The 13,809-nt window shown below is 73.4% G+C and carries 12 protein-coding genes and 1 pseudogene; 7 read left to right on the top strand and 6 right to left on the bottom strand.

All coding sequences use genetic code 11. From position 1 onward, the window contains the following. Positions 1–20 precede the first annotated feature (20 nt). Positions 21–860, top strand: coding sequence for a hypothetical protein (locus FRANEAN1_RS09125; protein ID WP_020459465.1), 840 nt, complete (start codon positions 21–23; stop codon positions 858–860). Positions 861–906: 46 nt separating this feature from the next. Here FRANEAN1_RS09125 and FRANEAN1_RS09120 read toward each other — a convergent pair whose 3' ends face one another. Next, on the bottom strand, positions 907–2,514 hold the full coding sequence (locus tag FRANEAN1_RS09120) for a phosphatase PAP2 family protein (RefSeq protein ID WP_020459464.1): 1,608 nt from the start codon (positions 2,512–2,514) through the stop codon (positions 907–909). A 452-nt stretch (positions 2,515–2,966) separates the two neighbouring features. After that, positions 2,967–3,320 carry a DUF5999 family protein gene (locus tag FRANEAN1_RS43125; RefSeq protein ID WP_241831410.1) on the bottom strand — a complete coding sequence of 118 codons (354 nt, stop codon included), beginning with the start codon at positions 3,318–3,320 and terminating at the stop codon, positions 2,967–2,969. A gap of 345 nt (positions 3,321–3,665) precedes the next feature. Here FRANEAN1_RS43125 and FRANEAN1_RS09115 point away from each other — a divergent pair, with 345 nt between their 5' ends. Together FRANEAN1_RS09115 and FRANEAN1_RS09110 are read left to right on the top strand one after the other, a co-directional pair. Beyond that, complete coding sequence (locus tag FRANEAN1_RS09115) at positions 3,666–5,348, top strand: glycosyltransferase family 2 protein (RefSeq protein ID WP_041253901.1); 1,683 nt, start codon at positions 3,666–3,668, stop codon at positions 5,346–5,348. A 201-nt stretch (positions 5,349–5,549) separates the two neighbouring features. Beyond that, positions 5,550–7,853 (top strand): hypothetical protein, encoded by a 2,304-nt coding sequence (locus tag FRANEAN1_RS09110; protein ID WP_347177043.1) that lies wholly within the window; start codon positions 5,550–5,552, stop codon positions 7,851–7,853. Between the two features lie 69 nt (positions 7,854–7,922). Here the strand turns inward: FRANEAN1_RS09110 and FRANEAN1_RS09105 are convergent, their stop codons facing one another. From FRANEAN1_RS09105 to tnpA, 3 genes are all read right to left on the bottom strand, one after another. Continuing rightward, positions 7,923–8,339: a CoA-binding protein gene (locus FRANEAN1_RS09105; RefSeq protein WP_020459460.1), complete on the bottom strand. Its 417-nt coding sequence runs from the start codon at positions 8,337–8,339 to the stop codon at positions 7,923–7,925. Positions 8,340–8,471: 132 nt separating this feature from the next. Then, a complete protein-coding gene (locus FRANEAN1_RS09100) occupies positions 8,472–9,179 on the bottom strand; it encodes an HAD family phosphatase (RefSeq protein WP_020459459.1) in 708 nt (235 codons plus the stop codon). Positions 9,180–9,276: 97 nt separating this feature from the next. Continuing rightward, on the bottom strand, positions 9,277–9,702 hold the full coding sequence (gene tnpA, locus FRANEAN1_RS09095) for an IS200/IS605-like element ISFsp4 family transposase (RefSeq protein ID WP_020459458.1): 426 nt from the start codon (positions 9,700–9,702) through the stop codon (positions 9,277–9,279). Between tnpA and FRANEAN1_RS43120 the strand changes: the two are divergent. The 3 genes and pseudogenes from FRANEAN1_RS43120 to FRANEAN1_RS09085 form a co-directional block, all read left to right on the top strand. Next, positions 9,667–9,774: pseudogene (locus tag FRANEAN1_RS43120) on the top strand (hypothetical protein); the annotation flags it as partial. The gene tnpA and the pseudogene FRANEAN1_RS43120 sit on opposite strands and share 36 nt — an antisense overlap. A 38-nt stretch (positions 9,775–9,812) precedes the next feature. Then, positions 9,813–10,967: an RNA-guided endonuclease TnpB family protein gene (locus FRANEAN1_RS09090; RefSeq protein WP_020458293.1), complete on the top strand. Its 1,155-nt coding sequence runs from the start codon at positions 9,813–9,815 to the stop codon at positions 10,965–10,967. A 168-nt stretch (positions 10,968–11,135) separates the two neighbouring features. Further along, positions 11,136–11,414 (top strand): type II toxin-antitoxin system RelE/ParE family toxin, encoded by a 279-nt coding sequence (locus FRANEAN1_RS09085; protein WP_020459457.1) that lies wholly within the window; start codon positions 11,136–11,138, stop codon positions 11,412–11,414. A gap of 18 nt (positions 11,415–11,432) precedes the next feature. Here FRANEAN1_RS09085 and FRANEAN1_RS09080 read toward each other — a convergent pair whose 3' ends face one another. After that, the gene (locus FRANEAN1_RS09080; protein ID WP_041253899.1) at positions 11,433–12,014 is read right to left on the bottom strand and encodes a TerD family protein; all 582 of its coding nucleotides are present in this window, start codon (positions 12,012–12,014) and stop codon (positions 11,433–11,435) included. 277 nt (positions 12,015–12,291) lie between these two features. Between FRANEAN1_RS09080 and FRANEAN1_RS09075 the strand changes: the two genes are divergently transcribed. Further along, positions 12,292–13,809 (top strand): hypothetical protein, encoded by a 1,518-nt coding sequence (locus tag FRANEAN1_RS09075; RefSeq protein WP_020459455.1) that lies wholly within the window; start codon positions 12,292–12,294, stop codon positions 13,807–13,809.

Below are 13,809 nucleotides of genomic sequence, written 5' to 3'. Positions count from 1 at the left end.
CGCCAGCCGGGCCGGCAGGCATGATCCTCCGGGCCCGCCGCATCGAGCGGCTGGAGGAGCATCCGAACCTCCGCGGGATCCTCGGCATCCTGGCGCAACTCGTGCACACCTCCGACAGCGAGCTGGTGGCACTGGCCTCGCTGTGGCGCAACTCCGGTCAGCTCGCCTCGGCCCGGGACAAGGCGCTCGCCCCCGACTCCCCGCTGATCGTCGAGGTCCTGGCGGCCTTCGACGCCCTCTCCGCCATCTACGCGGATGATCTGGCCGGCGCGGAGTACGTCATGCTCGACCCCGCGATCACCGCGACCGCGCTGCGCGCGATGCGCGACGCGCTCGCCGGCGCCTACGCGAAGCCGATCCTGAACCGCTCCGAGTACACGGCGCTGCTGCGGCCGTGGCGCACCGTGTACCCGCGGGTCCGCTCGCACGAGCCGGATCTGGGCCCGGCCGCCGCCGACGTGAAACGGGTCCTGGCCACACTGCCGCGGCTGGCCCGCCGCTGCCACGACCAGGCCAGCCTCGAGGTCTTCGACGGCCTGCTCACGACCGTGCTCACCCGCGACGACGACGCCCACCAGATCGCGATGGAGCGGGCCTTCGACAGCGCCGTCCTGACCGGGCGACGGAGGGTGTGGACGCTGGTCCGCCGCAGCGCCGCCGAGGGGTTCTGGCGGCTGTGCCCGGCCTGCCGCCGGCTCGCCACGGCGCCGGACTCGTCCTCGGACGAGCGGGTCATGGAGCTGTGCGCAGACCTGGCCTGCGCGCTACTCGTCGAGGACCTGCTCGACCCCGAGGTCTTCGCCCGGCTCACCACCCCGCTGCGCGCGCTGGTGCCACTCCAGAGCCCTCCCGGGGACTGACCCGGCACCCGGTGCCGCCCCGGGGCACCGCCGCCGCCGTCCGGGTCTACTCGGGCCGGTAGACGATGAGACGGGCGCCGCTCGTCGTGACCGCGATCCGGCGGATCCCCTCGGTCACCTCGCCGTCGCTGGCGAACGGCAGCGGGGACGGCTGACTGGAGGAGATCCGCACCCGTTCCACCGTCCGCTGCTCGTAGACCCGTGACCGGCCGAGACGTCCGGTCAGCACCGCGCCGACGAGGCGGAGCCGGGCCAGCGGCGCGGTCGCGTCGACGACCCGCAGGTCGAGCAGGCTCTCGTCGAGGCGGGTCCGGTATGTCGGGGCGAACCCGTCGGGCAGGTAGCGGCCGTTGCCGACGAAGACGAGCCAGACCCGGCGGGTGACGCCGTCGATCTCGACGTCGAACGGCGGGTCGCTCCACAGCACCCGGCTCAGCGCGATGATCATCGCCGGCCACTTGCCGATCCGGCGCTCGAAACGCTCCCGGATGCCGACCATGTCCGGGTAGCCGCCGAGGCTGGCGGTGTTCACGAAGATCCGGCTGAACCGGGAGTCGGCCGCGCCGATGCCGTCGACCCTGCCGACGTCCACCGCGACGGCCGTGCCTTCGCGGACCGCCTTGATCGTGTCACCGGCGCTGTTCAGGCCGACGTCGGCGGCGAAGTGGTTGAGGGTGCCGGCCGGGAACACCGCGAGCGGAAGGCCCCGGGCGAGAGCGGCCGCGGCCGCGGCGTTGACCGTCCCGTCGCCGCCGGCGACGCCGAGGACCCGGCTGTGCGCGGCGACGCGGTCCAGGGCCTCGGCGACGTCCTGGTCGGGGCCGACCTCGACGACCTGCGCACCGGGCAGGTCGGCACGCAGGACGGCGGCGAGCTCGGCGTGGTGACCGGCGCCGGACCGGGCGTTGACGACCACACCCAGGCCCGTCCCGTCCGGCAGGGCCGGGGCCCAGGCGGACGCCGGCCGGGCCCGCGCCGGCGACCAGGGGCGCCGCGGCATCACCTTCGTCGTCAGCAGCCCGGCGCCGATGCCGAGCGCGGCGCCGGCCACCACGTCGCCCGGGTAGTGGGCACCGACGTAGACCCGGGAGAAGGCGACCGCGGACGCCAGAGCGACCACCGGGACGGCCGCCGCGGGCGCGTCGAGCGCGACACCGGTGGCGAAGGCGGCCGCCGAGGCCGAGTGCCCCGACGGGAACGAGAAGGTCGTCAGGTCACGGCGCAGCCGGCGCAACGGCGGGATGCCGTGTGTCGGCGGCCGGCCCCGGCGGAACAGGAGCTTGGCCGGGCCGTTGGCGACGGCGCTGGCGACGCCCAGGGCGAGCAGGCCGCGCATCGCCGCCGGGCGGCGGCGGCCCTTCGTCGCGCCCAGCGCGCCCGCCACCCCCCACCAGAGCATGCCGTGGTCGGCCGCGTGGGAGAGCCGGGGCAGCAGCGGGTCCACCAGCGGCCGGGCGCCGGCGATGGCGGAGAACATCGCGCGGTCGACCGTGATGAAGGTGTGCACGAAACGCCGGCCGATCGCGACGTCGTGCCGGACGAGCAGGCGGGCCAGGTCGCCGACGCGGGGCAGATCGCTCTCGCCGACCAGGTCGCGGGAACGGTCACGGTCACGGGTGCGGGAACGGTGAACGGGCCGCGGAATCCGCCGCATGGACGTCACGCCGGAACCGTACCCGTTCGTCCCGTACGCGGGCGGGCGCGCGCGGCGATCCGCCGGGGAAGGCGGAACGCCGGGTCAGGGCACCGGGTCGGGTCCGGGCGGGCGGGACACCGGGTCGGGGCGAGGTGCCGGGTTGGCGCATAGTGGCCCGCGACGTGGTCCTCTCACGGTCGGGAGGACCACGTTCAGGTGATTCGCACAGGCCGGACCGGCATCAGTACGTCGTCAGCCTGGTCCGCCGTGCCGGCGCGCGGAGCGGCCCGGTGACCCCCGCGCCGCCGTCCCAGCGGCGCCCGCGGCGCATCCGCGGCGCGCACGGCACCGCTCACAGGTGCCGGCCGTGCCCTCCGGTGCCGGCCCGGGCCAGGGCGGAACCCCGGCCTGGGCCGGACGGTGCCGGGGCACGCCGCACCGCCCAGCCGGCGGCGGCGGGACGTGGCGAGTCAGACCGGTGTCGGCGCGGCGACCGCCCCTCGACGCGGCGCGGGCGGCCGGGGTACGCACCCGGGCCGCGGCAACGGTCGCCGCGGCTCCACGGTGCGACCGGTGGGCAGGATCTCCCCCGTGTCCTCGAAGAGGATCACCCCGTTGCAGAGCAGACTCCAGCCCTGGTCGCAGTGTCTGCTGGTGACTCTCGCCGCGTCGTGGTCGGCGCTGTCGGCCGTCGGGCAGGGCGGACTGTGCGGACACCTCCGCCGCGCGACGGGGGAGGCGGAGGCGGGGTCGCCGGACGGCTCCGCCTCTGTGGTGGGCGCCGGCAGGGCCGGGGCCAGGTTGAAAACACTTCCTTGGTGCACGAGCACCAGAGGTTACGCCTCTCCGTTAGGCACGTCACACGGGGGCGCCCGTGCGCCCACCGGCGTGTCACGCCGTACGCGGCCAGCCGGGGGCGGGTGTGGGCGTCCGGTAGGCCGGGGCGTATCTCCCCGTGGCCGCAGGCGAGGGCCGCTGCCCGGCGCTCACGCATATGGGTAGATTGCAGCCCGACGCCGAGCGTTCGACCTGCTCGGACCGGAGGATTGGTCCGAGCCGACAGGCGGGGCCCGCCTCGTCGACCGATCGTCGCGGCCGGGCCGGTCCGGGATGCGGACCATCAAGTTCGGCCCGGCGCACGTCTGCTCCTGGCCTGTGGGGGGTCACGCATGGTGAACGACTCGCGCACCACCGGCGGTCCGCTGCCGGAGACCGCCGGCCCGCTCGCCGCCGGCGGCCTCCCCGGCGCCCGCGCCGATGCCACCGTCGCCGATGTAGCCGTCGCCGGCACCGCTGTCACCGGCACTACCGTCGCCGGCACTGCCGTCGCCGACTCCGCTGATGACGGTGATCCCGCCGACCGCCTCGACGTCTCCGTCGTCATGCCGTGCCTGAACGAGGCCGAGTCGGTCGGCGTCTGCGTCCGCAAGGCGCTGGCCGGGCTGGCCGCCGCCGGAGTCGCGGGCGAGGTCGTCGTCGTCGACAACGGCTCGACCGACGGCTCCGCGGCGGTGGCGACCGCGGCCGGCGCGCGCGTCGTCGCCGAGTCACGGCGTGGCTACGGCAACGCCTATCTCGCCGGCTTCGCCGCCGCGCACGGCCGGTTCCTGGTCATGGGCGACTCCGACGACACCTACGACTTCGCCGACCTCGGCGCGCTGCTCGCCCCGCTGCGCGCCGGGCGCGCCGACTACGTGCTGGGTTCCCGGTTCGCCGGTGAGATCCTGCCCGGCGCCATGCCCTGGCTGCACCGATACGTCGGCAACCCGCTCCTCACCGGCATCCTCAACCGCCTGTTCGACGTCCGCTCGTCCGACGCCCACTCCGGGATGCGGGCCTTCACCAGGGACGCCTACCGGCGGATGCGGCTGCGCTGCGAGGGCATGGAGCTCGCCTCCGAGCTCGTCATCGCCGCCCGTCGAGCCGAGCTGCGGATCGAGGAGGTGCCGATCACCTACCACCCGCGGGTCGGGGCGTCGAAGCTCCACTCACTGCGGGACGGCTGGCGCCACCTGCGGTTCATGCTGCTGCTGGCGCCCAGGCACCTGTTCGTCCTGCCGGGTCTGGTCCTGTTCGGGCTGGGCACGGCCGGCCAGCTGGCGCTCCTGCCCGGTTCGCTCGATGTCGGGTTCCACCGGCTCGACCTGCACTTCTCCGTGCTGTTCGCACTGATCGCGATCCTCGGTTGGCAGTTGGTGCTTCTCGGTGTCTTCGCCGACGTCCACAACCATGCCGCGGGGTGGCAGGAGCGCCGCCGCTGGCCGCTGACGTCGATCCACCGGCGTTTCACGCTCGAGCGGGGCCTGGCGGCCGGCGGGATCCTGTTCACCGTCGGCTTCGCGATCGACTGCGTCATACTCGCCCGATGGCTGGCGAACTCGATGGGGCCGCTCAACGAGCTGCGCCCCGCCCTGCTCGCCATGTCGCTGATGGTGCTCGGCGCGCAGACCGCCTTCGGGTCGTTCTTCCTGCGGCTGGTGACGGCCGGGCCGAGCGGCGGCCACCGCCGGGCCGGCTGGGCGCCCGCGACCGGACTCGCCGTCTCAGCCGCGGCCACCGGCGCGTCGCCATCCGCAGTCTCGCCGTCCTCAGTGTCGCCGGCCGATCCCCCGCCGGCCGCGGCCCCGCCGGCCGCGAGGCCGGTGGCGGCCGAGCCGGGCGACGACGCGGCGGCTGGTGACCGCGCCCCCGGGCCGGTCGGGGCGCCGGGCCCGGTCGGGACGCCGACGCCAGACGGCGGAGCCGGTCCGGCTACCCGCACGGGCCCGGAAAGTCATGAGAACGACGAGGATGCGGCGTTCCTCGCCGCGCCCGCACCCGTCCTCGGTGGAATTCCCGCCCACCAGCGCTGACCACTCCGATCGGGTCTTACCGTGATCCACATACACAATCGGGGGCCCAAAGGGGACCATTTGGACAATTCCGCGGAACGATCGTGGACCATGGGTGCCGTGACGGCACCTGGACAGCTCCACGCCTCCGGACCCCGCGGCGCACTGGAGGCCCCTGGCCGATCCCGACCCGGCGACGGCGACGCCTGGACCACGCCCGCCGTGAGCCCGGCCACCGGCGACGACGAGAGCGGCTCCGGCCACCGCGCCGCCCTGGGGCCGGCCGCGGGCCCGTCCGAGCTCGAGCCCGGCTTCGAGGCCGAGCCCCGCCCCGGGCTGAACCGGCGCGGGCGCTTCCGCCGGCGGTCAGTTACCGGACGGCGCTCCCCGCTCACCCGGCACTCCGTGTTCGGAGTTTTCCTGCTCGCCGGCGTCGTGCTGCGGCTCGTCACCACCTACGCCTACCGGCCCGTCTTCGAGTTCAACGGCGACTCGTACGCGTACATCCGGCTTACCCGGCTGTCAGAACCGGACCCGATGCGCCCGGCCGGCTACCCGGCGTTCCTGCGCGTACTGACCGAGACCGGAGCCGACCTGTGGGTCGTCCCCCTGGTACAGCACGTGCTCGGGATCCTGCTCGCGACGGCCCTCTACGTGCTGCTCCTCCACCGCAGGGTGGCCCCGCCGATCGCCGCGCTCGCCACCGCACCGATCCTGCTCGACGCCTACCAGATCGTGATCGAGCACTTCGTGATGGCCGAGACGCTCTTCGCCGTCCTCCTCGTCGCCGCGGTCGTCGCCCTGATGTGGTCACGCCGGCCGTCTGTATGGGCGTTCGCCCTGGCCGGCCTGCTCCTCGGCGCGTCGGGCCTGGTGCGCACGATCGGCGTGGCTATCGGCCTGCTGGCCTTCGGCTACGTGGTGCTGCGCCGGGTCGGCTGGCTGCGGGTCGGGGTCTTCGCCGTCTTCCTGGCCGCGCCGCTGATCGCGTACGCGTCCTGGTTCCAGTCCGCGCACGGGAAGATCGGGCTCACCGGGGGCGACGCCGCCTGGCTGTACGGCCGGGTCGCCCCGATCGCCGACTGCGGCCAGCTCGACCTCGAGCCCAGCCAGCTCTCGCTGTGCTCCCCGCACCCGGTCGGCGAGCGGCCCGACCCGAGCTACTACGTGTGGGACCGCAACAGCCCGAGCAATCAGCTCGACGTCCCCGTCGACGAACGCGACCGGCTGCTGAACGACTTCTCGCGGCAGGTCATCACCCGGCAGCCCGTTGACTACCTGCGCATGGTCGGCTCCGACATCGCGCACTACTTCGAGCCGGGACGCCGCGTCGGGCCCCGGGACTGGCCGGACGCCACCTGGCGCTTCCCGACCGCGGACGAGCCCCGCTACCTGCACAACGACGAGCCGCTGCTGGGCCTGCACGGGGAGGCCGACCGGCCGGATCGGACCGTGATCGAGCCGTGGGCCGACTATCTGCGGGCCTACCAGAGCCGGGGTTTCACCCCCGGCCCGGCGCTCGCCGTGGCCGGTGTCCTCGGCCTGCTCTCCTGCCTGGCCGCGCTGCCGCGGGTCGTCCCGGCGGGCCTGCGCGGGGGTGACGGGCGTGCCCGCTGGCACGACCTGACCGCGGAACGCCGGCGCACCGGCGCCGACTGCCTGTTCCTGGTCGCGACCGGGGCAACGATGATCATCGTGCCGGCGGCCACCGTCTGCTTCGACTACCGGTATCTGCTGCCAGCGCTGTTCCTGCTGCCGCCGGCAGCCGCGCTCGCCGTCCACCAGGGCCACCTGCTGGTCGTCGCGTGGCGTGAGCGGCGCGAGGCCGCCGAGACTCCCTGGCGTACGCCTCCCGGCCCGACCGGCCTCGGCGCGGCCGACCCTGACACCGACGGTGACCCGACCGGTGCTGACACGCTCAGCGCCACCGAGACCGGCCCTGACGGCGGCGGCGCGACCGGTTTCGGCGCGCCAGGCGATCGCGCCGATCCGGACGCCCCGTTCAGCCTCGGCGGTCTCGGCGCGCCGCCGGGCCGCGTGGCCCCGGCAGGCCACGGCGATCATCGCGAAGGCAGGCCCACGAGGCCGGCCACGCCGGCCAGACCCATCCCGCCGACGACACCGAACCCGCCGGCGCCGATTCCGCCGACGGATCCGATTCCGTCAGCGGCGTCGGCCAGGCCGGCCCCTCTCCGGAGCGGACCGAACCCGGGCGCGGCGGCGGCACGGCGGCAGAACCCGTCCGGCACACCGCCGCTGCCGAAACGTGCGCCCGGGGTCACGCTCGAGGCGAGGAACCGCCGATCGCGTCCCGCCGCAGCCGGCGGGGCCGCCCCTGAGACGCCGTCCGGACGAAGCACGCCGCAACGCCGGCCCGTGAGCCTCGGCCCGGACGCCCGGATGCCCACCCCGGGCAGCCGACCCGCGGCGCGCGGCCCGGCCGCGGCGAACGCCGGGGACGACCCGACGGCGCCGCCCACGAAGGTCGAGCCCGACGCCGGTGACGATCCGACGTTCCCCGGTTGATCATCCTGCCGGATCAGGCCGGGTTCCCGGCCAGGCCTGGTGCCGCTGTGGGCCGGATGCCGGTGTTGGCTAGTGCCAGCCCAGCAGACGGGGCCCGTCGATGCGGGGGCAGGCGTCCACGACCACGTCGAGCCCGGCGTCACGGGCGCGTGCCTGCGCGGCCTCGTCCCGGACGTCCAGCTGCGTCCAGACGGCACCGGCGCCGATCTTCACCGCCTCGTCGATGACCTCGCCGACCAGGTCGGAACGGACGAAGAGATCCACCACGTCCACCGGGAACGGGATCTCGCTGAGCGTCGCGTACCCCTGCTCGCCGGCGACCACCGGCGCCGACGGGTGCACCGGTATCGTCCGCTTCCCGTGCCTGCGCAGGTACTCGGCAACGCCATAGGCCGCGCGCGAGGTGTTCTCGGACAGCCCGACAACCGCCCAGACCTCGGTGTCGGTGAGGACCCTGCGCTTGACCGCATCCGTGTTCTCCGTCATGGACGTTCCAACCCCTGGTCCAGCACGGACAATCCCGCGGCCTCGCCGACGCGCCGGCAAGGCCGGTCAGATCAGCCGCCGTCCGGGCCGGTCAGGAAAGTCGTCGTACAGGCCGGCCGTCGTACAGGCCGGTCAGGTGCGGATCGTGTGGTGCTCCGCGGCGGCGAGGACGACCTGGGCGGTGAGCCCCGCGACTCCGTCGACGCGGGCCGACGCCAGCGCCAGAGCGTCCGCGTCGGGCGGGAAGTGCTCGTTCGGGACGGCCACGACGGCGAGGCCCGCGGCCGAGGCCGCCCGCAGGCCGTTCGCCGAGTCCTCGACGGCGACCACCACACCGGCCGCCGTGCCGTCCGGCACCCGCATCCGGCGGACGGCTTCCAGGTATACGTCGGGCGCGGGCTTGCCCCGGGCGACCTCCTCGGAGGAGACGACCTGGCGGAACTCCCCCGCCAGGCCGGCGCGGTCCAGCACCAGCTCGATGAGCGTCCGCGGGGACGAGCTCGCCACGCCGAGTGGCCAGCGCTCCGCAAGCGCCCGCACCGCCGCCACGGCGCCCGGGAGCAGCGGCGGCGCGTCGCCGTAGCGTGCCGCGACCCGGCTGCGTACCTCGGCCGCGATCTCCTCCGCGCTGTCACCGGCACCCAGCTCGAGCAGGTACCCGGACCACTCCGCGGTGGACATCCCCATCATCAGGGCGGTGCTGTCGGCCGCCCAGCGGCCCCCGCGCTCGGCCACGAAGGCCCGCCGGACCTCATCCCACACCTGCTCAGAATCGATCAGCACACCGTCGAGATCGAAGATGACGGCCTGGACGGTGACCGGCGCGGGAGGGAGAGCCACCCGCCCATCCTGCCGGGCCGCTCTTCCCGTGGCGCGGCCGTGCCGGCCAGTGTGACCAGGAAAATGTAGCGTGCAAGCCCCGTCCTTCGGAGTGGGGTTAGCGGGTCGGGGCTGGTCGCCGTTGCTCCTCGATGTACTCGCGTACGAGTGCCAGTGGGGCGTCTTCGGCCGAGACTGCGAGGTAGGACGGTGACCAGAAGTGGCCGCGTATGAGGTGCTGGTTGACCCGGTCGGTGAACTCGGTGCGCAGCCGTCGGGCGGACACGCCTTTGAGGCTGTTCACCAGCGCGGAGACCGCGACCTTGGGTGGGTACTCGACCAGCAGGTGGACGTGATCGTCTTCTCCGTTGAACTCGGTGAGGGCTGCGCCGAAGTCGGAGCACACGCTGCGCATGATCTGTTCGCAGCGGGTCAGTATCGCGTCGTCGAGTCCTCCACGCCGATACCTGGTCACGAAGACCAAGTGGGCGTGCAGCGAGGAGACCACATGTCTGCCTCGCCTGTAGTCGTCTGCTTCCGTCATAGACCAAATATGCTGGATGGTGTGGCAGTCGTTCGTTACCGCTACCGTGCCTACCCCGGGCCGGGGCAGGCACGGGCGTTGGCGCGGGCGTTCGGCTGCGCCCGGGGGTCGTGTTCAACGACGCGATCCGGGCCCGCGACGAGGCGTACAAGGCCGGCGAGAAACTGTCGGACACCGAGGTTCAGCGCCGGGTGGTCACCCTCGCGAAACTCACCGACGAGCGAACCTGGCTGTCCGAGGTGTCGTCGGTGGTACTCGTGCAGGCGTGCCAGGACGCACGCCGGGCGTTCCGGAACTGGTTCGACTCGCTGTCCGGGAAGCGGAAAGGCCGGCAGGTCGGCCATCCGCGGTTCCGGTCACGGAAGGACAACCGGCAGTCGATCCGCCTCACCCGCAACGGCTTCACCGTCACGCCCCGAGGGGTGCGGGTGGCGAAGGTCGGAGATCTGCGGCTGGCCTGGTCGCGTCCGCTGCCCTCGGTTCCGACGTCGGCGACGGTGATCCGGGAGGCGGACGGCAGGTACTACGTGTCGTTCGTCGTCGACGTCGACGACGTCCCCTCCCCGGCGACAGGCGCCGAGATCGGCGTCGACCTCGGGTTGGACCGGCTCGCGACCCTGTCAACCGGACAGATCGTCGCGAACCCGCGTCCTCTGCGGTCGCGTCAGCGCAGGCTCGCCCGCGCACAGCGGGCACTGGCCCGCAAGCGGAAGGGTTCGGTGAACCGGCGCAAGGCGGTCCGCCGGGTCGCGGTCGAACATCGGAAGGTACGGGACACCCGCCGGGATCATCATCACAAGCTCGCTGCTCGGCTGGTCCGCGACAACCAAGCGGTCTACGTCGAGGATCTGGCGGTAGCCGGGCTGGCTCGTACGCGGCTGGCCCGGTCGGTGCACGACGCGGGCTGGTCGATGCTGGTCGGTCTGCTCGAGGAGAAAGCGGCCCGGTGTGGCCGGGCCGTGGTGAGGGTGGGCCGGTTCTTCCCGTCGTCGCAGGTCTGCTCGGCCTGCGGCCACCGGGACGGCCCGAAGCCTCTCCAGGTCCGGACGTGGACCTGTCCGGGGTGCGGTGTCAGCCACGACCGGGACCTGAATGCCGCGCGGAACATCCTCGTCGAGGGTCAGCGCCTGGTCGCCGCCGGGCGGAAAGGCGTGGCTGCAATGCCACGTCAGGCGGAGACCGTAAACGCCTGCGGAGCCGACGTGAGACCCGGACCCCTCCGGGCAGCTGGCTGTGAAACAGGAACCCACCGAGGTGCCGCGTGAACCCACGCCGCACGGCAGGAACCCCCAGCCTTCAAGCCAGGGAGGACGTCAAATGACCCGGCGATCGGCGAGCCGGAGGCGTTAGGGTCAGCAGATGCCCAACGCGCACCGCGTTCCAGCACCCGCCCAGGCCGCCGCCGGCCGCCCTGCCCCGGTCGACGTCCACCGATGAGCGACAAGCACGAGGTGACGCTGTCCCCCTCGGCGGAGCGGGACCTGGCGAAGCTGCCTGAGCTGCTCAGCGCCGAGGTACGCCGGTTCCTGGACGGGCCGCTGCGCAACGATCCCCGCAAGGCGGGCACGCCGCTCGCCGGCGAGAGCCAGGTGGGCATGTTCGAGGCGACCGGGCGCGGCTGGCGGGTGCTGTACCGGGTCGACGCGAACACCCGGATGGTCCGGGTGATGATCGTCGGGCGGCGGCAGACACCATCCCGGCTGTCCTTCTGAGGGCGGTCGGCGGGTCCGCTAGGAGACGTTGACGCCGAAGTCGAGCGCGATTCCGCGCAGGCCGGACGCGTAGCCCTGCCCGACGGCCCGGAACTTCCACTCAACGCCGTAGCGGTAAAGCTCACCGAAGATCATCGCGGTCTCGGTCGAGGCGTCCTCGGTGAGGTCGTACCGGGCGACCTCGGCGCCGGTCGTCGCGTCCGCCACCCGGATGAAGGCGTCGCGGACCTGACCGAAGGTCTGCCGCCGGGCGTCCGCGTCGTAGATCGACACCGCGAAGACCACCTTGCTGGCCTGCGGGGAGAGGATCCGGAGATCGACGTTGATCTGCTCGTCGTCGCCCCCGCCGCCGCCCACGAGGTTGTCCCCCAGGTGGGTCACAGCGCCGTCCGGGCTGACCAGGTTGTTGAAGAACACGAAGTGGCTGTCCGACAGCACACGGCCCGAATCACCCACGACGATCGCCGAGGCATCGAGGTCGTACGGCGCGCCGGTGGTCTGACGGACCTGCCAACCGAGACCGACGGTAACCGCCGTCAGGTTGGGCGCGACCTTGCTGAGCGAGACATTGCCGCCTTTGGACAGCGACACCGATGACATGTCGTGAGCGTAGTACCGAGCTCGGGCCCGCGGCATCCCCTCCCCCGCACTTGCCTCGTTCCGGCCTCACTTCGTTGTGCCGCCACGGATTCAGGCCGGCGCACGCACCGGCGGGTTGGTCCGCGCGTGCCCTGGCCAGGACCACACCTGCCCGCGCGGGGCAGGATCGGCGCCCGGCTAGGGTGCCAGAGATGGAGATCCGCCAGGCGCCGCCGGACTCGGCCGGGACGGCCCGCGTCGTGCCGCGTCACCTGGTCGGCCGGGACCGGGCAGGCCGATGACCCCCGCAACCACGGCGACCGTCGCACCCGCGGCGGTCGCCGACACCGGGATGACCCGGCGCCGCAAGGCGCTCGCGCTCACCCAGCCGCTGCACGACCTGGACGCCAGGAAGTCGTACCTGGAGGGCGCCGACTTCGACGTCTACGCGATGGCCGAGCTCGCGCTGCACGCCATCGACCTGGTCACCGTGGCCATGGACTTCGACCGGGGCGCGGACCACGAGCAGGTGCTACGCAAGCTCGTCCCGCTGGCCGCCGACCAGGCACCCGACCGGCCCCATGCCGAGCACGAGCGGGTCGCCCGGTGGGTGCTGAGCAACCTGATCAACGTCGGCAGCGTCGACCGCGGGTTCGACGTCATCTACGGCACCTACCGGGCCGACGGCCGCTACGTGCGCCGGCGGTTCGACTTCAAGCTGCTCGTCGAGCTGACGGGCAGCGGCGGCGAGCTGTATCTGCGCGCCACAGACGAGGCGGTGACCGTCCTCGTCGGCGCGCTGGACACGGACGTGACCTCCGCGCAGATCGCGGCCGAGGTGACGCTGGACAACCTGATCCGCCGCGGCCGGCTGGCCGACGCCAGAACGGCGGCGGAATCGGCGCGGTACCGGACCGTCCAGTACGCCGAGCAGCTGCGCCGACAGCTCGACGCGACGCGGCGCAACGTGCTGGCGGTCGACTGGCTGCGCGCGGTACCGGCGCTGCTGGATGAGGCACTCAGCCACGTCGAGCAGCGGTACCGGCACGAGAACGCGATCCTGACTCACATTCGGCGGTACCGCGACGCGGCCGACGACGCCGATCACAAGCGGCAGGCCGCCGAGCTGGTCGCGATCGTGGCGGACTGCGTCCGCCGCCACACCCAGCTCCAGGCGCGGCTGCTCGAGGCGGGCGCGGTCTTCCGCGCCGAGCAGGACCGCCAGCAGTTCGCGGATGTTCCCGCGCGCGACGGGATCGACCTCTACACGCAGGTCCTGATGCCCGTCCTGGCTCTGCCGGTGGCGACGGCGGCGGCTCCGGCCACTGCCTTCTTCCCGGCAGCCGTGGGAGTGCGCACACCTCGGGCCGTGCGCCTCGTCGACCTGGTCGACGGACTCCTGGCACCACCCGCCGAGCAGGAGGTGCTGGGACCTCCGGTGGTCGAGGCGGACCTGGTCTCGCTGCGCGAGCCGGCGCGGTTCGACGACGAGACCTGGTCGACCGCGACGGCCATCCTGGAGATCGCGCCGGAGGCGCCGCGGCGACTGTCGGAGCTCCTCGCGCAGGCCAGGCGGGCGGGTGGCGCGGACGTGGCCGAGCTGGTGGTGCTGCTCGCCGCGCACGCGCTGAGCCCGCAGGTCTCCGCCGCCGCGCGCCAGGGTGACGACGTCGTGTCGGTCGCCGTCGACGACGGCGTCGAACTGGATGACCCCTGGTTCGGTGGCTCCGACCTCCTCGTCGGCCGGGTGCGCATCGGCGCCGAGGGCACCGATGCCGGCGGCCCCGCTCCCCCACCCACCATGATCCGGAAATAG

Source organism: Parafrankia sp. EAN1pec (assembly GCF_000018005.1).
Lineage (GTDB): Bacteria > Actinomycetota > Actinomycetes > Frankiales > Frankiaceae > Parafrankia > Parafrankia soli.
Note: the sequence above shows the minus strand (reverse complement) of the source record. Positions and strands in the feature narration are given on the sequence as shown.

Bases quoted from the DNA above. Each gene is read 5' to 3' on its own strand.
- FRANEAN1_RS09125 (WP_020459465.1), top strand. From the start codon at position 21: ATGATCCTCCGGGCCCGCCGCATCGAGCGGCTGGAGGAGCATCCGAAC.
- FRANEAN1_RS09120 (WP_020459464.1), bottom strand. From the start codon at position 2,514: ATGCGGCGGATTCCGCGGCCCGTTCACCGTTCCCGCACCCGTGACCGT.
- FRANEAN1_RS09115 (WP_041253901.1), top strand. From the start codon at position 3,666: ATGGTGAACGACTCGCGCACCACCGGCGGTCCGCTGCCGGAGACCGCC.
- FRANEAN1_RS09105 (WP_020459460.1), bottom strand. From the start codon at position 8,339: ATGACGGAGAACACGGATGCGGTCAAGCGCAGGGTCCTCACCGACACC.
- tnpA (WP_020459458.1), bottom strand. From the start codon at position 9,702: ATGACGGAAGCAGACGACTACAGGCGAGGCAGACATGTGGTCTCCTCG.
- FRANEAN1_RS09085 (WP_020459457.1), top strand. From the start codon at position 11,136: ATGAGCGACAAGCACGAGGTGACGCTGTCCCCCTCGGCGGAGCGGGAC.
- FRANEAN1_RS09080 (WP_041253899.1), bottom strand. From the start codon at position 12,014: ATGTCATCGGTGTCGCTGTCCAAAGGCGGCAATGTCTCGCTCAGCAAG.
- FRANEAN1_RS09075 (WP_020459455.1), top strand. From the start codon at position 12,292: ATGACCCCCGCAACCACGGCGACCGTCGCACCCGCGGCGGTCGCCGAC.